The sequence below is a fragment of the Phyllobacterium myrsinacearum genome, from assembly GCF_014138285.1.
Lineage (GTDB): Bacteria > Pseudomonadota > Alphaproteobacteria > Rhizobiales > Rhizobiaceae > Phyllobacterium > Phyllobacterium myrsinacearum_A.
Window position 1 is genome coordinate 377,153 of record NZ_JACGXN010000002.1, and the last position, 19,641, is coordinate 396,793.

22 protein-coding genes, 1 tRNA gene and 1 riboswitch are annotated in these 19,641 nt (G+C 58.1%); of the genes, 2 read left to right on the forward strand and 21 right to left on the reverse strand.

Going from position 1 to position 19,641, the window contains the following annotated elements; all coding sequences use genetic code 11:
- Position 1 precedes the first annotated feature (1 nt).
- The 9 genes from thiO to FHW16_RS11430 all read right to left on the reverse strand — a co-directional run bounded on the left by thiO (position 2) and on the right by FHW16_RS11430 (position 7,841).
- Complete coding sequence (gene thiO / locus FHW16_RS11390) at positions 2-955, reverse strand: glycine oxidase ThiO (RefSeq protein WP_182549303.1); 954 nt, start codon at positions 953-955, stop codon at positions 2-4.
- Complete coding sequence (thiC, locus tag FHW16_RS11395) at positions 955-2,787, reverse strand: phosphomethylpyrimidine synthase ThiC (RefSeq protein WP_182549304.1); 1,833 nt, start codon at positions 2,785-2,787, stop codon at positions 955-957. The genes thiO and thiC overlap by 1 nt, the downstream gene beginning before the upstream one ends.
- A 100-nt stretch (positions 2,788-2,887) precedes the next feature.
- Positions 2,888-3,004: riboswitch (TPP riboswitch) on the reverse strand.
- A 90-nt stretch (positions 3,005-3,094) separates the two neighbouring features.
- On the reverse strand, positions 3,095-3,664 hold the full coding sequence (locus FHW16_RS11400) for an NADPH-dependent FMN reductase (protein WP_182549305.1): 570 nt from the start codon (positions 3,662-3,664) through the stop codon (positions 3,095-3,097).
- Between the two features lie 204 nt (positions 3,665-3,868).
- Complete coding sequence (gene rpsU / locus FHW16_RS11405; RefSeq protein ID WP_182549306.1) at positions 3,869-4,144, reverse strand: 30S ribosomal protein S21; 276 nt, start codon at positions 4,142-4,144, stop codon at positions 3,869-3,871.
- Between the two features lie 250 nt (positions 4,145-4,394).
- Entirely contained in the window at positions 4,395-4,739 is a 345-nt protein-coding gene (locus tag FHW16_RS11410) for a RidA family protein (RefSeq protein ID WP_182549307.1), read from the reverse strand.
- A gap of 86 nt (positions 4,740-4,825) precedes the next feature.
- Positions 4,826-4,901: transfer RNA gene (locus FHW16_RS11415), tRNA-Lys, on the reverse strand.
- Positions 4,902-5,004: 103 nt separating this feature from the next.
- Positions 5,005-5,922 carry a PhzF family phenazine biosynthesis protein gene (locus FHW16_RS11420; protein ID WP_182549507.1) on the reverse strand — a complete coding sequence of 306 codons (918 nt, stop codon included), beginning with the start codon at positions 5,920-5,922 and terminating at the stop codon, positions 5,005-5,007.
- Positions 5,923-6,011: 89 nt separating this feature from the next.
- The gene (locus FHW16_RS11425) at positions 6,012-6,722 is read right to left on the reverse strand and encodes an NUDIX hydrolase (protein ID WP_182549308.1); all 711 of its coding nucleotides are present in this window, start codon (positions 6,720-6,722) and stop codon (positions 6,012-6,014) included.
- A 3-nt stretch (positions 6,723-6,725) separates the two neighbouring features.
- Entirely contained in the window at positions 6,726-7,841 is a 1,116-nt protein-coding gene (locus tag FHW16_RS11430) for an endonuclease/exonuclease/phosphatase family protein (RefSeq protein ID WP_182549309.1), read from the reverse strand.
- A gap of 170 nt (positions 7,842-8,011) precedes the next feature.
- Here FHW16_RS11430 and FHW16_RS11435 point away from each other — a divergent pair, with 170 nt between their 5' ends.
- On the forward strand, positions 8,012-8,356 hold the full coding sequence (locus FHW16_RS11435; protein ID WP_246711719.1) for a BA14K family protein: 345 nt from the start codon (positions 8,012-8,014) through the stop codon (positions 8,354-8,356).
- 53 nt (positions 8,357-8,409) lie between these two features.
- Here the strand turns inward: FHW16_RS11435 and ilvC are convergent, their stop codons facing one another.
- The 5 genes from ilvC to FHW16_RS11460 form a co-directional block, all read right to left on the reverse strand.
- Positions 8,410-9,429: a ketol-acid reductoisomerase gene (gene ilvC / locus FHW16_RS11440; RefSeq protein ID WP_182549311.1), complete on the reverse strand. Its 1,020-nt coding sequence runs from the start codon at positions 9,427-9,429 to the stop codon at positions 8,410-8,412.
- 35 nt (positions 9,430-9,464) lie between these two features.
- A complete protein-coding gene (locus tag FHW16_RS11445) occupies positions 9,465-10,109 on the reverse strand; it encodes a TetR/AcrR family transcriptional regulator C-terminal domain-containing protein (protein ID WP_182549312.1) in 645 nt (214 codons plus the stop codon).
- 105 nt (positions 10,110-10,214) lie between these two features.
- A complete protein-coding gene (locus FHW16_RS11450; RefSeq protein WP_182549313.1) occupies positions 10,215-11,438 on the reverse strand; it encodes an FAD-dependent oxidoreductase in 1,224 nt (407 codons plus the stop codon).
- 74 nt (positions 11,439-11,512) lie between these two features.
- A complete protein-coding gene (locus FHW16_RS11455) occupies positions 11,513-13,438 on the reverse strand; it encodes a potassium transporter Kup (RefSeq protein ID WP_182549314.1) in 1,926 nt (641 codons plus the stop codon).
- Positions 13,439-13,580: 142 nt separating this feature from the next.
- Positions 13,581-14,321, reverse strand: a complete 741-nt coding sequence (locus FHW16_RS11460) for a pyridoxine 5'-phosphate synthase (RefSeq protein WP_182549315.1) — start codon at positions 14,319-14,321, stop codon at positions 13,581-13,583.
- 142 nt (positions 14,322-14,463) lie between these two features.
- Between FHW16_RS11460 and tenA the strand changes: the two genes are divergently transcribed.
- Positions 14,464-15,165, forward strand: coding sequence for a thiaminase II (tenA, locus tag FHW16_RS11465; RefSeq protein WP_182549316.1), 702 nt, complete (start codon positions 14,464-14,466; stop codon positions 15,163-15,165).
- On the opposite strand, the gene FHW16_RS28840 is transcribed toward tenA, so the two are convergent.
- The 7 genes from FHW16_RS28840 to nthA all read right to left on the reverse strand — a co-directional run bounded on the left by FHW16_RS28840 (position 15,159) and on the right by nthA (position 19,610).
- A complete protein-coding gene (locus FHW16_RS28840; protein WP_348643876.1) occupies positions 15,159-15,842 on the reverse strand; it encodes a DUF930 domain-containing protein in 684 nt (227 codons plus the stop codon). The genes tenA and FHW16_RS28840 overlap by 7 nt on opposite strands.
- A gap of 82 nt (positions 15,843-15,924) precedes the next feature.
- Positions 15,925-16,326 (reverse strand): GNAT family N-acetyltransferase, encoded by a 402-nt coding sequence (locus FHW16_RS11475; protein ID WP_182549317.1) that lies wholly within the window; start codon positions 16,324-16,326, stop codon positions 15,925-15,927.
- Between the two features lie 24 nt (positions 16,327-16,350).
- On the reverse strand, positions 16,351-17,478 hold the full coding sequence (locus FHW16_RS11480; protein ID WP_182549318.1) for an ATP-dependent DNA helicase: 1,128 nt from the start codon (positions 17,476-17,478) through the stop codon (positions 16,351-16,353).
- A 61-nt stretch (positions 17,479-17,539) separates the two neighbouring features.
- Positions 17,540-17,986, reverse strand: coding sequence for a hypothetical protein (locus FHW16_RS11485; RefSeq protein WP_182549319.1), 447 nt, complete (start codon positions 17,984-17,986; stop codon positions 17,540-17,542).
- A 1-nt stretch (position 17,987) separates the two neighbouring features.
- Entirely contained in the window at positions 17,988-18,350 is a 363-nt protein-coding gene (locus FHW16_RS11490; RefSeq protein WP_281410109.1) for a nitrile hydratase accessory protein, read from the reverse strand.
- Positions 18,337-18,996 carry a nitrile hydratase subunit beta gene (gene nthB, locus FHW16_RS11495; protein ID WP_182549321.1) on the reverse strand — a complete coding sequence of 220 codons (660 nt, stop codon included), beginning with the start codon at positions 18,994-18,996 and terminating at the stop codon, positions 18,337-18,339. Before nthB ends, FHW16_RS11490 begins: the two co-directional genes overlap by 14 nt.
- The gene (gene nthA / locus FHW16_RS11500) at positions 18,993-19,610 is read right to left on the reverse strand and encodes a nitrile hydratase subunit alpha (RefSeq protein ID WP_182549322.1); all 618 of its coding nucleotides are present in this window, start codon (positions 19,608-19,610) and stop codon (positions 18,993-18,995) included. Before nthA ends, nthB begins: the two co-directional genes overlap by 4 nt.
- Positions 19,611-19,641 lie beyond the last annotated feature (31 nt).

The following is a 19,641-nucleotide window of genomic DNA, read 5'->3' on the forward strand; positions in this document are numbered from 1 at the left end:
ATCAAGTTGCCTTCTCGTAGTCAAAAACCATTGCTGCCGCCTGTATGGCCATGGCGGGCGCGAGCAAAAATCCGTGCCGGTACAACCCGTTGATGCTGATTACCTTGCCGTGCCGCCCCACACGCGGAAAATTATCCGCATAGGCCGGGCGCACGCCGACACCCGTCTCGATGATCGCCGCCTCGCCAAAAGCCGGATGCAAGCTGTAGGCGGCATTGAGCAATTCCATCATGGAGCGCGTGGTGATCGGCCCTGTCGCATCGCTCTCGATCATCGTCGCGCCCACCATGAAGATATGATCCGCGCGCGGCACGATATAGACGGGAAAGCGCGGATGGATCAGCCGGACAGGCCGCGCCAGCGAGATATCGCGGGTCTGCAGGATCAGCATTTCACCGCGCACCCCACGCAGGCCCGGTCTGGTTGGGGAATAACCGGTGCAATCGACAATTCTGTCGAAATTGCCATCATCCCGCTCGCTCTCGAATTGAACGCCCAATGCAGCCAGCTTGGCGGTCAAAGCAGTGAGAGCGTGGCGCGGGTCCAGATGGGCCTCATCCTTGAAAAACAATCCCCTGCGGAATCTTCCTTCAAGGTCAGGTTCGAGATTGCTTAGTTCCTGTTCGTTCACATCGGCAAAACCCGACGTGCGCGAACCGAAGCGATCCAGCTCCCTGACATCACGCGCCGGCACCAGCACCAGAGTACCGTTGCGAACAACGCTCCCCGGCAGGGCCGCCTCCCACCAGGAGGCAGCCTTCAATCCGAGGTCCAGCACCCGTTCCTCGGCACTTTCACGCTCGCAGTAGGGTGCAAGCATTCCGCCCGCATACCAGGAGGCTGTCGAGGATGTGCTGCGGCGCGGGTCGAAGACGGTCACATCAGCGCCCCGCGCCATCAGTTCATGCGCGGCGGCAAGCCCAGCCACCCCCGCGCCTTTGACAAGAACACGCATCAGAACTCGTCGCCCGCAACAGGGGTTGGCGCAGCTGTCGATTTCAGCGGCATATAGAGATCGCCGCCCTGCCGGAATTTCTCAGCCATGGCAGACATGCCTTCCTTCTGCGCTTCGGCACGGATGTCGTGGGAAATTCGCATGGAACAGAATTTCGGCCCGCACATCGAGCAGAAATGCGCCACCTTGTGTGCCTCTTTCGGCAGCGTCTCGTCATGGAACAGCCGCGCCGTTTCGGGATCAAGCGACAGATTGAACTGGTCTTCCCAGCGGAACTCGAAGCGTGCCCGTGACAGGGCGTCATCCCGCACCTGTGCAGCCGGATGTCCCTTGGCAAGGTCCGCCGCATGCGCCGCAATCTTGTAGGTGATCACCCCGATCTTCACGTCATCACGGTTGGGCAGTCCGAGGTGCTCCTTCGGCGTCACATAGCAAAGCATGGCCGTTCCGAACCAACCGATCATCGCCGCACCGATGCCCGACGTGATGTGGTCATAGCCCGGTGCGATATCCGTGGTGAGCGGTCCCAATGTGTAGAACGGTGCTTCGCCGCAGACGGCAAGCTGCTTGTCCATGTTCGCCTTGATCTTGTGCATCGGCACATGGCCGGGACCCTCGATCATCACCTGACAGTCCTTGGCCCAGGCAATCTGTGTGAGTTCACCCAGCGTTTCCAGCTCGGCGAATTGCGCCGCATCATTGGCATCGGCGATCGAACCGGGCCGTAGGCCATCACCCAGAGAGAAGCTGACATCATAGGCACGGCAGATGTCGCAGATTTCGTCGAAATGCTCGTAGAGAAAACTTTCCCGGTGATGATGCAGACACCACTTGGCCATGATCGAGCCGCCACGCGACACAATGCCTGTTACACGATTGATGGTCAGTGGGATGTAGTGCAACCGAACACCCGCATGGATTGTGAAGTAATCGACGCCCTGCTCGGCCTGTTCGATCAGCGTGTCGCGATAGACCTCCCATGTCAGGTCTTCGGCAATGCCGCCAACCTTTTCCAGCGCCTGATAGAGCGGCACCGTACCGATTGGCACCGGGGCGTTGCGGATGATCCATTCGCGGATATTGTGGATATTGCGGCCGGTCGACAGGTCCATCACCGTATCGCCACCCCAGCGGATGGCCCAGACCATCTTCTCCACCTCCTCCGCCATGGAGGAGGTCACCGCTGAATTGCCGATATTGGCGTTGATTTTGACCAGAAAATTGCGGCCGATGATCATGGGCTCGAGTTCGGGATGATTGACATTGGCGGGAATGATCGCCCTGCCCCGGGCAATTTCCTCGCGGACGAATTCCGGAGTGACGTAATCCGGCACCGAAGCGCCGAAAGAATTGCCGTCCCGCTCAAGTTTTGCGCGCGCCGCGTCACGGCCGAGATTCTCGCGGATCGCCACATATTCCATCTCAGGCGTGATGATGCCGGCGCGGGCATAGGCAAGCTGCGTGACGGCTTTCCCGTCTTTTGCCTTCAATGGCCGGTTGCGCACCGGAAATTCCGGCGTCAGCCGTTCCCCAGTGACAAAGCCATTGTCTTCAAGCTTGATGTGGCGGCCGTCATAGGCGGCCAGATCCGCATGATTGGCAAGCCAGCCTTCGCGGATGCGCGGCAAGCCCTTGGCGATATCGATGGTAACATTGGCGTCCGTATAGGGCCCGGACGAATCGTATACCGTTACCGGCGGCTCGCCGGCTGTCGGGTGCACGGATATCTGGCGCAACGGAACACGGATATCCGGATGGATGTGGCCCGGTTTGTATATTTTGATCGAGGCCGGCAGCGGTCCTGCCGAAACGGTTGGGGTATGTACGGTCATCATCAGGCTCCTAGGCGGTTAAGCGTGGAAACCCAGTTCTGTGCCGGAAGGATGAAAAGAGATTGCGAATCCGGATACGGATTTTGTGCCGAGGCTGACTCGCATGACTTTCGCACCGTCCCTACGCCAGTATGAACTGGATCAGGTTCAACGGGTCACTGCGCTGCAAAAGCCAGCAGAATCTCAGCCCCTTGTCGGGACCCCCCTGGTGAATGTCTTGAATTGAACGCCCGATCCGCCATTTGTCAAGCGGATCGGAAAAAACATATGCGTGGCGCCTCGTTAATGCGGGCCGCCACCGATGACGTCAGGAAGCCCGCAAAGGCTTCAACGCATTGCTCCACTTAAGCAATTCGCCGATCATGGTGTTAGCCCCTGTCGTCACCAGTTCATTGGCCTGGAACACACCTTCATCATTGATGAACTGCTGGTACGCCGGGACAGGAACGCCTTCCGGAATGGGAACCATCCGCAAACCCGCGATGAGGCCCTTGATCGATTCGACCGAGCGCAGGCCGCCGGACACGCCGCCATAGCTGACAAAACCGACCGGCTTGTAGTTCCACTCCTGCCACAGATAGATGATCGCATTGGTCAGGGATGGTGGGGCAAAATAGTCATATTCAGGCGTCACGAACACAATCGCATCGCCCGCTTCGATCAGCGCGCTCCACTTTTTCGTATGGGCGTGCTCGTACTTCTTGGCACGTGGATGGTTGGGCTCGTCGAAAATTGGCAGGTTGAGATCTGCCAGATCGATCAGAACAGGCTCGAACTGACCGTCCTGTTTGACGAACTCATAGAACCATTTCGAAACCGGTGAACCGGCGCGGCCCGGACGGGTGCTGACGTGGACGATGTTGAGCTTGGGTGCCATTGAAAGGTCTCCATAGGGCTTGAAAACTATTGACCATGAATAGGCGTCGCATGACACAGCGCACAAGAAGGCACTTTTTTGAAACCGGGTAATATCGATGTGAAGACGATACTTATGGCGGATTCTTCATAAAACGAAACCCGCTCCAGCGACGCTGTGCGGGTTCTGTCGCGTTTTACAAGGACCGGAAACTCCGGTCATTGATTATCGGTTGTTGCTGAAATCGCTGGTAGGGGCGCCGGGACGGGCAACCCGTTCCTTCTTCTTCGGTCCAGGAAGCAGACCTTCACGCTGTGCCTGCTTGCGCGCTGCCTTGCGGGCGCGGCTGACGGCTTCAGCCTTTTCACGGACACGACGCTCGGATGGCTTTTCAAAAGCCTGGCGCGCCTTCATTTCGCGGAAGAGACCTTCACGCTGCATCTTCTTCTTCAGAACCCGAAGGGCCTGTTCAACATTGTTATCACGGACGAGAACTTGCAATCGTTTTCCTTACCCATGCTTGTCTCGTCTTGCGCATTCAAGCGGCACAATCAGACAAGCGTTTGATGAATTACCACAGTGGTAATCACGAGAAGCGCGGACTTTATTCATTCCCGCGCCAAAAATCCAGTGCACCGGTGCAGAATTACTGCCCTGCACCTCACTTCATCCCGCAAATCGTTCGATTTATGACAGGATGAAGCAGTTACTCCTGCAGATGCTGATGTACCGGGCAAAATTGCCCGGGGAATCAGATCGCAGCAGTGATGATGATTTCAACCAGATAGTCAGGCGTTGCGAGCTTGGCTTCGCCGGTAGCGCGGGCAGGTGTGTTGGCCGGATCGACCCAGGCATCCCAAACCGCATTCATTTCGGCAAAGTCCTTCATGTCAGCCATCCAGATAATGGCCTGCAGGAGCTTGGACTTGTCGGAGCCCGCTTCCTTCAGGAGACGGTCGACCGAAGCCAGAACATCCTTTGTCTGCTCGGTAACGCTCTTGCCGGGTGTGCCTACCTGACCTGCGAGATAAACCGTGTTGCCATGGATAACGGCCTGGCTCATGCGTGGACCGACTTCAATACGACGAATGCTCATGGAAAGTCTCCTCTAGCGGCTTGGGTAGATCGATGTTTGACTGGCGTACAAGAAAAAAGGGCCATACGGCCCTTTTTTCAAAGAATTGGTGGGCACAGTAGGGATCGAACCTACGACCCGCTGATTAAGAGTCAGCTGCTCTACCAACTGAGCTATGTGCCCGTCAGCCGTTGTGACGACCGAAGGTGGGGGCTCTATAACGGGGCAAATCCGGCCTGTCCAGCCCTTCTTGAAAACTTTATGTCAGCTTTGAACAATAAGTCGTTTAAACGAAAAGCTGTCCCTCAGCCGTCTTGACCGCCGAACCGCCGATACGCCCGCCCACAAGCTTCTGGTCGGCGATATCCAGTTCCAGACGCAGACGCGACGGACGGCCCATTTCCTGCCCCTGCTCCAGCCACAGCCGCAACAACCCGTCAAGCGGTGCATCGAAATAATGGATCGCACCGGCAAATGCCGCGGTGGCCGATCCCGTGGCCGGGTCCTCATAAGTCCCGTCATCGCTGACAAACATGCGCGCGTGAAAATTGCTGTCATGCAGGCTGGTCTCACGGCAATAAACATAGGCAGGAAGCTGGCGCAGGCCGATTGTCGGCGCCACATTTTTCATGGCGGCCTGATCGATCCGAATGCGGCCCGCCGCCGCCAGTCCGTGAACCGGGATCAGGAGATAAGGCACGCCCGCATCCCAGATCATTGGAACGTGATTCTCAAAGCCGATTTCTTTCGGCTCCAGACCCAATGCCCGCGCCAGCGCGATCTTGTCGTAGTCATAGGGCATCGGTTCCGGCAGCTTTGGCAGATCAAACTCGGCAAATGCCCCGCCTTTGGTCAATTTGACGCCGCAGCGAACGGGGCCGACGTTTTCTTCCAGAATGATCAGTGCTTCCTGATCCTGTGAAACATCGGCGAATCGCTTCTGGGCCAGAGCGACTGCGGAGCCCACGGTCGGGTGCCCGGCAAACGGCATTTCATATTCGGGTGTAAAAATCCGGATACGTGCCGTATGGGCTGGGTTTTGCGCGGGCAGAACGAAAACCGTCTCGGAAAAATTGAACTCCCGGGCGATCCTTTGCATGGCATCGTCGTCAAGATCTGCCGAATCGTGAACGACAGCAAGTGGATTGCCCGTCAGGACCGTGTCGGTGAAAACATCATAAACCTGGTAGTGCCTGCCGCCCATCATGAAGCTCCTCGTCAAACCTGTGGCGAAAGTAGAGACTGGAGGAAGCTGTTCAAGTTAAACCTTGTGACGGTGACATTCCAGTGTGGTTAGGGTGTAAAATGCCAATCGGCGAACGTGCTGAATGTACGTGGCGTTGCCTCGCCCATCTCGCCGGCTGCGGAAATTGCGCAAACACCGTCCAGCTCCGGTTCCGCCTGCGATGCTATCGTGGCGCGAATGGCGGCGAGCAGTTCATCGGCCGGTCTGGGGAAATAATAACGCCGGAACACAGCAATACTGCGGCCAACCTTTACGAGAAAGGGTGTCGCATCGCGCCGTCCGGCTTCGGCAAGATCGAGCCCGGTTTCCTCCGCGACTTCGCGCAATGCATTGCCATCAAAATCGACCTGATCACCCACCAGATCGTTTGCATCAAACGAGCCCGCCGGGAAATACACGCGTCCCGCAGCGGACGTCGTTGTACCCATCTGTCCGGCTATCAATTGGTTGTCGCTGGAGACAATGACGCCCACGCCGAATATGTGCCACGGTTTGTTACTGCTCGCATTGCGCTTCCAGTGCATCATCGTGGCAAAGGTGGTGCGTTTATAAACAGCATGAAAGATACCATCGTCGATCTCCGCCTGCTCGGCCATGAAGAACGAACCGTCAAAGAGCGCGGGATTTGCGGAAACTTCCTGTATCCAGTTCGCCGCGATGGCATCGCGATGCGCGACGACATAGGCGAGGGGCCCCTCTTCCACGCGCACAACAGCCCGCGTGATCGGAATGACGGTTTCTTCGGGAACATCGAGCATGAGTCAGACAACGTTGAAGGTGACGGCGACGGGACAATGATCACTTGCCTTGGGGCGGTCCCAGCCGATACGCGGAAACATCTCAACCTTCTGGTCGGGCGGGAAAATCGTGCGGTATGGCTGGCCGCGCCGGATAATATCGGGGACGGCATCGCCGTTGGTCCGGGCCAGTGCCGGAGACGCCAGGATATAGTCCAGCTGGCACAGATGGCGCTCCTCCGGGCCGCGCGTGTGGTACAGTGTCCAGCGATCCATCACCGGGCGGCGCTCCACCAGATTTTCGCAGAACCCGCCCTCCAGCAAGACATCCACACTGCTGGCTGGCTCACGCACCGGATTGAACGTGTATCCGGCGAGCGAATCCCCGCCGATAATCACGCGCTCGCGGTAATCGTTGAAATCACCGCAGATGACCCAATGTTTGCTGGCCGAACCGCCGCTATCGGCAAACCGATCCTCGATGATCCGCCGCACCGCCCGCGCTTCCGCCGTACGGACCGGCATCGATGCCGTGCGCCCGTCAAGCCCGTTGCGCGGAGGCCCCATGGATTTGAAGTGACTGACGAACAAGGTCAGCGGCCGGCCGCCGATGCGGACATCGATCTCCAGGCAGTCCCGCTTGAAAATACGCTCGTGCGGCTCAAGGCCAAGCGCCGCCAGATCGGCATTGTAGAGGCCGAAATCATTATACGTCACATGCGCGTGGCTGGTCATTTCGATGAATTCGATAGGCTCGCCATGCCGTGTCTGGTCGCGCATCAGCACGGCGACATCGATGCCGCGGCTGTCATTGCCTTCCAGCATGTATTTGTGCCGGTAGCCTTCCCCAACCATCTTGAACAGGTAACCGAACTCGAAGGCATTCAGTGCACCGATATTATCGACTTCCTGCAGGCAGAGAATATCCGCATGGGTTTCGGCGATCGCCAGTGCCGTCAATTGCCGCGTATCGTCCGCATGAGCGATCGCCCGGGCCTGTTCCAGTTGACGGTACTGTTCCTCGTCGTTGATCTGGAACAGCTGCAGCGTCCGGTCCTTGTTCAGATTGTTCTTGAAGCCTGAGAAATCGAACCTGTTCATCAGATTTTCGACATTGAACGTGGCGATGCGTACAGACATTCAAATACCCTGAATTATGAAACCAATGGTCGAAGCAGGACGTTGACGCGAGCCTAGCCTGATTGCCGCACTACAACCAGTGCCGAAACCGTTACCGCAAGGATTTCCGCAAAGCGGTAGCAGCAGGCTGTGCGAATGCCTATATTGAGGGGAACAAAATGGATATGACGATGAAAAAGACCCTGATCACCGCCCTTGCCGCCCTCGGCCTTGTCCTGACCGTTGGTGCGGGTGTCGCGTCGGCACAGGTGCAGCCGTATCGCCCCGCACCGCGCGGCAATGATGTCGTTCCAAGGCAGCCGCTGGTTCTGGGTAACAACAGCCCGGCCAATCTTGCCAGCCCCAATTGCACGGGATCGTCGCGCTGCAATGATTTCCGCACCAGCCGGCCCATCATCTCGCCCCCGACACGCACGCGGTCGCAAATCTGTCAGGATCGCTATCAATCCTACCGCGCCTTCGACAACACCTATCAACCCCTGAGCGGCCCGCGCCGTACGTGCACGCTGCGATGAAAAAAGGCCGGTAGATTGCTCTACCGGCCCCGTTTTCGAAAGGTCCGGAAACCTTAGTTCTTTGCCTTGTCGACGAGCTTGTTGCTGCCGATCCATGGCATCATGCCGCGCAGCTTTTCACCAACTTCTTCAATCTGGTGCCTGTCGTTGTTGCGGCGGATGGCCTTGAAGCGCGATGCGCCGGCCTTGTATTCCTGCATCCAGTCGGACGTGAACTTCCCGGTCTGGATGTCGGTCAGGATACGCTTCATCTCGGCCTTTGTTTCAGCCGTGATGATACGCGGACCGGAGACATATTCGCCCCACTCGGCAGTATTGGAGATCGAGTAGTTCATGTTGGCGATACCGCCTTCATAGATCAGGTCGACGATCAGCTTCACTTCGTGCAGGCATTCGAAATAGGCCATTTCGGGCGCATAGCCGCCTTCAACCAGCGTTTCGAAACCGGCGCGGATCAGTTCTACCAGACCGCCGCACAGAACAACCTGCTCACCGAACAGATCGGTTTCGCACTCTTCGCGGAAGTTGGTTTCGATAACACCGGAACGGCCGCCGCCGACGCCGCAGGCATAGGAAAGCGCGAGATCATGCGCGTTGCCCGATGCATCCTGATGGATGGCGATGAGGCAGGGTACGCCGCCGCCCTTCTGGTATTCGCCGCGAACGGTGTGGCCCGGGCCCTTCGGGGCGATCATGACAACGTCAACCGTCTTCTTTGGCTCAATCAGGCCGAAATGCACGTTGAGACCATGGGCGAAAGCAATCGCAGCACCATCGCGGATGTTGTCGGCGATGTGATCCTTGTAGATGTCGGCCTGCAGTTCGTCCGGGGTCGCCATCATCATCAGGTCGGCCCATTTTGCAGCTTCCGCAACGCTGACGACCTGGAAGCCATCAGCTTCGGCCTTCTTGGCGGTTGCCGAGCCCGGACGCAGGGCAATGCGTACGTCTTTGGCGCCGGAGTCCTTCAGGTTCAGCGCATGGGCGCGGCCCTGCGAACCGTATCCGATAATGGCAACCTTCTTCGATTTGATCAGGTTGATGTCTGCATCGCGGTCATAATATACGCGCATTGGTTTCTTCCCTTCAAGCGTTGCGTACAGCGGCCTTAACCGGCCCCGTTGGTATGAGCTCCATAAAGAGCGAAAAACTGCTGTGTCGCGCGCCGGGCCTCGCCGTCGATTGCCACCTCAGTCAACTCGAACCGGTCGCCAAGCAGCAGCCGGATTTGCACATCCCGGACGACCAGTCCGAAAAAGGTGCGAAATGCTTCTTCCGTATCGTCAAACGCCAGCAGGCCGGCTTCGCGCCCGACCTCGAGCAGCGGCATCAGGCGGCGCGCCATGGCAAACGGGCCATTCTCCAGAACGATGGCACCAAGATCACGCTTGTCACTGCCTGCATGGCTCACGGCAATGCGATTGAGCGCCACGGAGATCTTGCCGGAGAGAACGCGCAGCCAATCTGAGGCAAAGCGTTCGAGCCCTGATGTCAGCGATATCAGGTCGAGCCCGTCGCGTTTGACAGTGACGCCGCGTACTTTTGACGCCTGCCACTGGACAGTCGCCGTCAGCAGCCCGTCCCTGTCGCCAAACCATTTGTAGAGGGTTTCCTTGGAGCAGCTGGCGCGGCGCGCCACACTCGTCATTGTCAGCGTATCGCCCGCCTCAACCAGCAAGCCAAGCGCCGCATCGAGAACGTCGCGCTGACGCTCTGTCAATGGGCTGTCACTGGGTTCTGCTACCGATTGCACGAGGCTTTTTCCAATCAATCTGTACGGTTCCAATGCCGTACCGTACGTTACGGTTCGGTTCTAAAGCGATGAAAATCGTTTGGCAAGTGGGGATGAAAAAGATTTCTAAATCCAGGCTTTTTCCCGCAAGCCTATTGGCCGGAACGGGTCGATCAGGGTACCCGATACCATGGATGCCAGAAGTTGCGGTGCCGGTGGAACGCGCGCCACTGTCGGCACCACCCAGTCCCGCGCGAAAGGCAGAACCGTTGAATCCGATTGATAGAACGGTGTGAACGCTCGCGACAGGGCCTGAAAGCCGCGCACATGCGCCCGGCGGGAGGCTGCGTAGGCAGACAGCGCCGCATCAAGCTCCATGGACGTGGTCAGCGCATGGGCGAGCGCCCGTGCATCTAGAAGCGCCATGTTAGCGCCCTGCCCCAGTTGCGGGCTCGTGGAATGGGCTGCGTCACCGATGACTGCGAGACGGCGACCAACAGGCATGGCAAGCGTGTGGTGCCCATAGCGCGCCAGCGTCATATCATCGAACCCGCCGATCTGATCGGTATAGACCGAGCATTCCGGCCAAAGCGAAAATACCCGGTCCTTCCAGCTCTCGATCCCCGCGGCACGCAGGGCATCCGCCTCATCCGGCTTCGTGCTCCAGAAAAAGGCTGCCATGGGATCACCGGCAGGATCAGTTCTGCCAATCGGCAGAACACCGATCATTACGCCGGCTTTCCGGTAACGCTGCAACAGCGAGCGTTCGTCAAAGCCCTGACCGTGCCATTTCAACGATGTCCAGAATGCTCCGTAAGCCAAGGGCGCGGGCTCGCAGGGGTGGATGGCAAAGCGCTTGAGCCTGGAGCGTGATCCGCTCGCATCGATGACCAGATCGAACGTACCGATGCTGCGTCCGGTATCGGTCATCAACCACGCCCGGCCATTGCCCGCCTGCATGGAAATCGCGTTGACATTGGTCTCGATGTCGATGCGCTCCTGCAGAACCGCCTGATACAGCAGCTCAAACAGGGCAGCACGATGCACAGCAATACCGTAACGCCCACCCTTTAACGCGGAATATCTGACATCGAGCACCGCGCGTCCTGACAGCGCATCGGCGCCATAGAGCCGGTCGATGCGGCTGCCAAGGGATGCAATGCGATCGAACAGCCCCAGATCGTCAAGCACCGTCAAGCCCGTTGGCTGAAGAATGAGCCCGGACCCAACAGGCGACGGGGCGGCAAACCGTTCAAGCAGTTTTACCTCATGACCGGCGCGATGAAGATAGAGCGCGGCGGCGAGCCCTGCGGGCCCCGCACCAACAATGGCAATCTGCTGTTTTTTCAATCTGCCCGTCCCTCTGCTGGTACGGGCATACAGACGCGATACGGGTCTTTCAACCTGATATCGCGTCTAGCGGTTCAGATGTTCACCTGTGTTCCGATTTCGACGACACGGCCGGTCGGAATCTGGAAATATTCGGTGGCGTCGCTGGCCGTACGCGCCAGCGCAATGAACAGGCGGTCCTGCCAATGCGGCATTTCCGAGCGCGCCGATGCCTTGAGCGAGCGGCGTGACAGGAAGAAGGAGGTTGTCATGATGTCGAACTTCCAGCCCTGCTTGCGGCAGATCGCCAGCGTGCGCGGAATATTCGGGCGTTCCATGTAGCCGAAGGTCAGCGTGACCCGCATGAAGAGGTCATTGATGGGTTCGATCTTGACCCGCTCGCTTTTCTTGACCAGCGGTGACGGCGCTGTGATGACCGTCAGGATCACATTGTTCTGATGCAGAACCTTGTAGTGTTTCAGGCTGTGCATCAGGGCTGTTGGGGTACTCTTGGGATCGCCCGTCAGGAACACAGCAGTTCCGGGGACGAGCGGCGGCGGATTTTGCGCCATCTTCTTTGAGATGAGATCAAGCGGTACTTCGCCCTTGCGGGTTTTTTCGAACAGCTGGCGGCTGCCACGTACCCAGGTGAACATGATCAAAATGATCAGGAACGCGACAACCAGGGAAGCCCAACCGCCATCCACGACCTTGATCAGATTCGCGCTGACAAATGTCAGATCGATAATCAGGAAGCAGGCAGTCAGGCTGACGGCAACCCACAAACGCCATTTCCAGATGCGTGTCATGACAATGAAGAGCAGGATGGTTGTCACAAGCATATTGCCGGTAACCGCGATGCCATACGCTGATGCGAGATTGGTTGAGCGTTCGAAGCCAAGCACGAGAAGGACCACCACGAGACCAAGCAGCATATTGACCCGTGGGAGATAGACCTGCCCAGATTGCTTTTCTGACGTATGTTCGATGTTGAGGCGTGGCAGAATATTGAGCTGTACCGCCTGACGCGACAGCGAATAGGCTCCTGAAATAACCGCCTGACTGGCGATAACGGTCGCTGCTGTGGCCAATAGCACCATGGGCAGAAGCGCCCAATGCGGGAACATTTCGAAGAATGGATTCTTGGCCGATTCCGCATGCGCCAGAATGAAGGCGCCCTGTCCGAAATAGTTCAGGAGAAGGCACGGGAACACGACCCAGACCCAGGCCGTCGCAATGGGCTTGCGGCCGAAATGACCAAGATCCGCATAGAGCGCTTCCGCGCCGGTCACCGCAAGAAACACCGTACCGATGGTCGGGAACGCCGTGCCCGGATTCTGGATGATGTACTCAACGGCATAATAGGGATTTGCAGCGGCAAAGACGCTCAGATCATCGAACAGGTGCCAGGCGCCGAAGAAACCGATGGCAAGGAACCACAACAGGGTAATGGGGCCAAAAATCGTTGCAACGCGGGCGGTACCAAAGCGCTGGACCGAAAACAGGGTCAGCAGGATGACCAGCGTAATGGGGACGATGAATGGCTCCAGCGCCGGAGTGACGATCTCAAGACCTTCAACCGCCGAGAGCACTGAAATGGCCGGCGTAATGACGGCATCGCCGTAAAACAGCGACGCGCCGACAATGCCAAGGCCGAGAATAAGCTGCGGACGGGATTTGAAACTGGATCGTGCCAGCGCCATCAGCGAAAGAATGCCGCCTTCGCCGTCATTGTCGGCACGCAGCACGAAAAAAACATACTTGATCGTAACAATCAGGGTCAGTGCCCAGAAAATCATGGAGACAACGCCGAGCACATCGGTGCGGCTCAGGAATCCATCCAGCGATGCGGCATGAAGCGCTTCGCGAAAGGCGTAGATCGGGCTTGTCCCGATGTCGCCATAGACAACGCCGAGGGCGCCAAGCACAAGAACCGGAAATGCTTCTTTGTGATGCGGTTCCGGTTCATAGGCGGCGGTACCGTTTAAACAGTTCTCGTCGCCAACTTGCTGGTCACTCATACAGGTTTTCCCTCGCTCTGACAGCGTGGGCGGACGAGTTAGTCGTGTTGCACCGCAATATCAATCGCCATTTTAACATAGCTGTCATCCCACGTTATGCAAAAACGCATGGCAACGCAAATCCTGTACGCGAATCAAGGCGCTAGGCCTGAAGCGCATTCATGAATCTTTCCACAGCACGCGCCATACCATGCGTCAAAGCGTCGGCCGTCAGTCCGTGACCGATTGAAACTTCCACCAGATTCGGCACTTTTTTGACGAGTGCAGGCAGATTGGCGACCGTCAGATCATGCCCGGCATTGACCGCAATTCCGGCTTTCACAGCGGCTTCGGCCGTCTGCGCAAGCCTGTCGAGTTCCAGCGCCTCCCGGCGCGGATCGTCATGCGCGCCGCCATAGGGCCCGGTGTAAAGTTCGACACGATCGGCCCCGAGCGCCCTTGCCAGTTCAGGTGCTTTTGGATCGGCATCGATGAACAGGGACACGCGGGCTGACTGGTGTTTCAACTGCTGGATGATTGGCCGCAGAAAATCAGCATGCTTCTCCAGATCCCAGCCATGATCCGACGTCACCTGTGCCGGATCATCGGGCACCAGAGTGACCTGCTCGGGCTCGTTCTTGATGACGAGTTGCAGGAATTCCGCCGTCGGATATCCCTCGATGTTGAACTCGGCCTGCGGAAATTCGTCGTCGATCAAAGCGCGGATATCAGGCAGATCGGAGAAACGGATGTGCCGCTCGTCCGGACGCGGATGCACGGTCAATCCACCCGCACCGCCGGCCAGGGCGATGCGCCCGAGACCGGTCACACTGGGCCACGGCAGGTCACGGCGATTGCGCAACATGGCAATTGCGTTGAGGTTCACCGAAAGAGAAGCTGTCATGCTGGAATCCACTGCAGGAAATGTTGTCCTGATCTTTACAGCAGAAAAAGAACATTAAACATTGGAATCTGGTCTTCCTCGCAAGATGGTCACCGGCCAGGCCCCCGCCCCGCAATTTCTTGCCCGCAAAGAGTGCAGTTTCATGGAACCGAACAACTTTTCATCTCCCATCTTTGCCCAATGGCGCGCGCACGCGGCCGCCGATTGGTCGACCTACGTGGACCACGCCTTCGTGCGCGGACTCGGCGACGGAACTCTGCCCCGGAAGATTTTTCTGCATTATCTGGTGCAGGACTACATCTTTCTTTTCCACTTCTCGCGGGCCTGGGGAATGGCCGTCCTGAAGGCGGAAAGCCATGAGGAACTGGAACTGGCCTCGGCGACTGTCAACGCACTGGTCAACCACGAAATGCCACTGCATGTGGAACTATGCGCGAAAGCAGGAATTTCCCGCGCGATGCTGCTGGACACCGAGGAGGAGCCAGAAAACCTCTCCTATACCCGTTATGTCATCGATGCCGGATTGTCAGGAGACTTCCTTGATCTCATCGCTGCTCTTGCACCCTGCGTCATGGGCTATGGCGAAATCGGCACCCGCCTCGCAGCCACCGCGTCAGCGGGCAATCCCTACCAGCCATGGATCGATACCTATGCCGGCAAGGAATATCAGGACGCCTGCCACGCGGTCGGCCGGCTTATAGAAAGCAGTGTGCATGCCCGTCTCGGCTCATCGCCTGAAACATCCGGCCGCTGGAAGACACTCAATCGCCGGTTTCGTGTGGCGACCCGGCTGGAAGCCGGATTCTGGTCTATGGGAATGCGGGGTGCGCCATCTGCTCAATAGACCGGGGCAAGCGCGTGACCGGCCCATTGCTCGCGCGGAATGGGCTTGCCCACAGTGAATTCAAAGGATTGAACCTGCTGCGTTTCCGGAGATATTGCGCAGTTGAATGCAAGATTGTACCAGTTTCCGCCGCTGCGCATGGCCGCGCCCGTGGCGGTTATGACACCGGACTTAACCTTCGTATTGGCCATGGCATAGGCGATAACCCGATCCGGCTTGAAGCTTTTGTCCCATTTCGCCACCTGTGCCATGGCCTCCAGATTGCAGATCTGTTCGAGCCTTGTGCCAAGTTCCAGCGTCGGCAGGGCTTCGCGTGTCTGCCGGCTGCGCGGATCGGCCAGCACACCGGCCGACAGCATGGTCGTCGCCTTGTGCATGGCTGGTTGCTCTGTTGCATCAGGCGCGGCCTCCTGTCTTGGTGCCGGCAGGACATCGGGAAGCGGCGTTGACGCAGGTGGGAGAATAGGCTGAGCGGCGGGTTTTGTTTCCGGAGGCACTGCCGGTACGATCTGAAGATCAATGGTTTCTTCCACGGGCGCATTGAAACGAAATGGCCTCGCCAGGGCGATCAGTGCAAGCACAAGCAGAAGATGCAGCACGGCAGAGACGACAACGCCGCTCGTGCTTGCTTCCCTTGACGGGACATTCGCAAAGGTTTCGCCTGCCACCAAGCTCACCGAAATCTCTCTCCCGGCCGACTGTTCACATCAGGCAGAACAAAGACACGCTCTTCGAGCGAACGCAACTCCGGGATCAGAGTCAGGGTTGATGCCGCAGCAGAGAGGATGTGCCCGTCATAAAGCCCATTTTCTCATAGAACGGGATAAGGCGATCCGGGCAGTAAAGCTCGAAGCTTGCCATGGATTGCAGCTTCTCATGCCCCTTGATGCGCTCCATGATCTTTTGCCCCAGTCCGGTTCCGCGGAACGTCGTATCGACGATCACATCGAAGATCATGGCCTTGTAGACATAGTCAGTCAGAACGCGGGCAAAACCGACCAGCCTTCCTTCTGCACAGCAACCAATGACAATATCGCAGTGGTCCAGCATGCGCACCACATCGTCGAACTGCCGGTTCTTGGTCCACCATTCGTTCTGGTAGAGCGTATGAAGCTCCTGCTGATGCCTGCCTTCAATGCGGTCGATCCACTGCAAATCCATACCCGCTCCCCCGGCAGACAAGCCTTAACGCACCACCGTCAACCGTTCCGCCGCACGGGTGATGGCCGTATAAAGCCAGCGGTCGCGCGTGTCGCGGAAAGCAAAGCTCTCGTCGAACAGCACGACTTCGTTCCATTGCGAGCCCTGCGCCTTATGGGCCGTCAGCGCGTAGCCATAGTCGAAATCGTCGTAGCGTTTTTTGGTCTGCCACGGAATTTCCGCCTCTGGATCTTCAAACTGCGCCTTGAGCAGCTTGATCTTGGCGACGCCTCTGCCCGGTTCCTCATCTTCCGGCGCCACCAGCAGATTGATGCCGGGTTTGACGGTCTCCCGTGATGAGGTCATGACCTTCCACAAGGAACCGTTCAGCAACCCCTTGGCCGGATCATTGCGCAGGCACACAAGCTTGTCGCCCGCTTGCGGAAAAGATGCGCTGAACCCTTTGAGTTCGCGCAGGCGCTGATTGTAGCGGCGGCGTGTCCGGTTGGTGCCCACCAGAACCTGATCGGCACCGAGCACCAGTTCCTGCGTGACGTCGTTCTTGGAAATGACCTTGGCCGCGCCGAAATCGCCGTAGCCGAACTCACGCCCCTCCCGCACATCGAGTGCAAGTCGGAGAATGGGATTGTCGCGCGCCTGCCGATGAATTTCGCTGAGCAGGAAATCCGGTTCATGTTCCGTGAAGAATCCGCCGCCGGATATGGGTGGCAGCTGGCCGGGATCGCCCAGCACAAGAATAGGCGTGCCGAAGCTCATGAGATCGCGGCCGAGCTGCTCGTCCACCATCGAGCATTCGTCAACGACAATCAGCTTCGCCTTGGAAACGGGGCTCTGCCGGTTCAGCGAAAATGTCGGCGCAATGCTGGTCTTCCCCGTCGTTTCATCCTCGACCGCCTCTTCGCCACGCGGACGATAGATCAGCGAATGCAATGTCCGTGCATTGGCCGCACCCTTGGAGCGGAGAACCTGCGCCGCCTTGCCGGTGAAAGCGGCAAACTGGACGTCGCCGTCAATATGCTCGGCGAAATAGCGGGCAAGCGTCGTCTTGCCCGTACCGGCATAGCCGAAAAGCCGAAAAATCGGGCTGCGCCCGTCTTTCAGCCATTTGGAAACAGCGCCCAGCGCCTCATCCTGTTGTGGTGATAATTGCATCGCCCTGACTGACAGGATTCGGCCTCAAAGGGCAAGGAAAATGGTCCGTACCGGCATTAGACTATAGATTATCCGGATTGCCGGGCCGGATTTTGCCCGCGCCGGAATAGCCGGTTTCCGTGTCCGTCATGCGGAATTCGTCGCCCTTGACCTGCAAACGCCAGCAGACCTTCTGCTCTTCACCCTCATAGAGCAGGCAGAGCGTATCATTCTCCAGCGTCCACTCACCCGCATAGGCCATGCCGTTGGTCAGCACCTTGTCCGGCTTGCAGCATTCGATCAGCTTGCCGCGCGACTTCCCGTCCGTGCCCAGAAACTCGGTAAAGTTGAACGGTGGCACCGCTTTGACTTCACCGGTGATCGTGGCGCCCGTAAGAAGCTTGCGCAGATCCTGTTCGGTGGTCGCGGGCCAGGAACCATCCTGTGCCCGTATTGGCGTGGAGAAACATCCCATCGCCAGCAGCATCAATGCAATCGCTGCACGGCGCACCGTCAAAGCTCCATGCATCTCAAAACCTTTCCGGATCGTTTTCCAGCCTGATCGGCTGACCATGCGGGGTTGCATGGGCCGCACGTTGCCATGAAGCAGCCAGATCATCAATATCAGCGGAACTTGTCACCTTCTTTGCAGCAACGAGAGATTCCAGCGCCGCGACCCAATGATGATAATAATCACTGCCATCATCCAGTGCGCCGGGCCGTTTCAGCTCGGTGGAAAGCGCCTGTGCCCACTCATCCCAGTCAAACAGACCTTGATTGTGCAAGGCGAGTACCATGGCAAAGGCTTCTGCCTGCCAGGGTTCGGCAAAGACCGGCGCATCGATTCCTTCGCCCAGGCCCTGTGAATGCGCGATCAGGTCACGCAAACTCAAGATAGCTCTCCCAGGCATCAATGCTGACCGTCAGGGCCGGATCGGCGCCGTCACCCCAGATTTCGGAAGCGGTGAATACGACGGTGTAGACATATTGCGGGTTCTCGCCTTCCCCATGGGCATTTGTATCCGGAAAGACGAAGCCATCACGCACGGCTTCCACGACACCCGTTCGACCACGGGCATAGCGCGGCAGCCGCGTATGCGTCTGCGGGCTGAAGTTGCGGGTTTTAACATGATCACCCGGCTGGAAACGCGGTTCCTGTTCGAGCGGGCGGTCACAGGGACCACCCTTTGCCAGAACTGCAGCGACATTTTCCGCTTTCAGGATACGTTTGGGCTCCGTTCCCTTGCCGAGCGAGTGCCCCTGCGCCAATTCCTCGTCGGTCACGAAACCATGGCGCTTGAGCAGCACTTCCAGCGCCTTGGTCCAGATTTCGTAATAGCTGGACGAATAATAGTCGGCGGGATGCAGGTTTTCGCGGGCATGGCGGCTTTCATCGATGTTCCAGTGACCCATGCCCCCCGCAGCGAGGGTCAGGCCCAGCGCCTGCCTTTCCCACGCGGCATGGAAATAAGGCTCGTCTTTTTCCGGATTGACCGGACCGAAGCCCATCTGCCCGCCAAGATCCTGCGGCCCGTTCATGCGGCCTCCGGCGCGCACGCCAAACCCGTCCCGATCATCGAATCGCGGGTCACCAGCGCGGCAAGCTGTTCTTCGCTCCAGCCCTCCGTTCCTTCCGGGCGCAGCGGTATGATCAGATAGCGCAGCTCTGCGGTCGAATCCCACACACGGATGCTGGTGGTATCAGGCAAGACCAGATCAAACTCCGCCAGGACGCCGCGTGGATCGATGACGGCACGCGACCGGTAAGGCGGTGACTTGTACCAGACGGGCGGCAGGCCGAGTACTGACCACGGGTAGCAGGAACATAACGTACACACGACGAGATTGTGGGTATCCGGTGTATTGAACACCGCCTGCATGTGCTCGCCCTGCCGGCCTGTATAGCTCAGCGATGCGATCGCTGAGGTTGCATCGCGTCTCAACCAGGCATTAAACTCCGGATCGACCCAAGCCTTTGCCACAACTTTTGCACCGTTGCGCGGCCCGATCTTGGTCTCGTAGGTCTCGACAATGACACCGATTGCCTCGGGATCGACAAGACCTTTTTCGGTCAGGATGGTTTCGAGTGCTCGCACCCGCGCAGCCATGGGGTCGAGCTCATTATCATGGTGGTGATCGTGATCATGGGACATAGCGAAAACCTATGCGTCTATAGTCTGGAGT

Excerpts from the sequence above, each read along its gene's own strand:
- FHW16_RS11485 (WP_182549319.1), bottom strand. The coding sequence starts at position 17,986 with ATGCATGGAGCTTTGACGGTGCGCCGTGCAGCGATTGCATTGATGCTG.
- FHW16_RS11460 (WP_182549315.1), bottom strand. The coding sequence starts at position 14,321 with ATGACAGCTTCTCTTTCGGTGAACCTCAACGCAATTGCCATGTTGCGC.
- thiC (WP_182549304.1), bottom strand. The coding sequence starts at position 2,787 with ATGACCGTACATACCCCAACCGTTTCGGCAGGACCGCTGCCGGCCTCG.
- FHW16_RS11455 (WP_182549314.1), bottom strand. The coding sequence starts at position 13,438 with ATGAGTGACCAGCAAGTTGGCGACGAGAACTGTTTAAACGGTACCGCC.
- FHW16_RS11410 (WP_182549307.1), bottom strand. The coding sequence starts at position 4,739 with ATGAGCATTCGTCGTATTGAAGTCGGTCCACGCATGAGCCAGGCCGTT.
- FHW16_RS11435 (WP_246711719.1), top strand. The coding sequence starts at position 8,012 with ATGAAAAAGACCCTGATCACCGCCCTTGCCGCCCTCGGCCTTGTCCTG.
- ilvC (WP_182549311.1), bottom strand. The coding sequence starts at position 9,429 with ATGCGCGTATATTATGACCGCGATGCAGACATCAACCTGATCAAATCG.
- nthB (WP_182549321.1), bottom strand. The coding sequence starts at position 18,996 with ATGAACGGGCCGCAGGATCTTGGCGGGCAGATGGGCTTCGGTCCGGTC.
- FHW16_RS11430 (WP_182549309.1), bottom strand. The coding sequence starts at position 7,841 with ATGTCTGTACGCATCGCCACGTTCAATGTCGAAAATCTGATGAACAGG.
- nthA (WP_182549322.1), bottom strand. The coding sequence starts at position 19,610 with ATGTCCCATGATCACGATCACCACCATGATAATGAGCTCGACCCCATG.
- FHW16_RS11420 (WP_182549507.1), bottom strand. The coding sequence starts at position 5,922 with ATGGGCGGCAGGCACTACCAGGTTTATGATGTTTTCACCGACACGGTC.
- tenA (WP_182549316.1), top strand. The coding sequence starts at position 14,464 with ATGGAACCGAACAACTTTTCATCTCCCATCTTTGCCCAATGGCGCGCG.
- thiO (WP_182549303.1), bottom strand. The coding sequence starts at position 955 with ATGCGTGTTCTTGTCAAAGGCGCGGGGGTGGCTGGGCTTGCCGCCGCG.
- FHW16_RS11425 (WP_182549308.1), bottom strand. The coding sequence starts at position 6,722 with ATGCTCGATGTTCCCGAAGAAACCGTCATTCCGATCACGCGGGCTGTT.
- FHW16_RS11475 (WP_182549317.1), bottom strand. The coding sequence starts at position 16,326 with ATGGATTTGCAGTGGATCGACCGCATTGAAGGCAGGCATCAGCAGGAG.
- FHW16_RS11480 (WP_182549318.1), bottom strand. The coding sequence starts at position 17,478 with ATGCAATTATCACCACAACAGGATGAGGCGCTGGGCGCTGTTTCCAAA.
- FHW16_RS11400 (WP_182549305.1), bottom strand. The coding sequence starts at position 3,664 with ATGGCACCCAAGCTCAACATCGTCCACGTCAGCACCCGTCCGGGCCGC.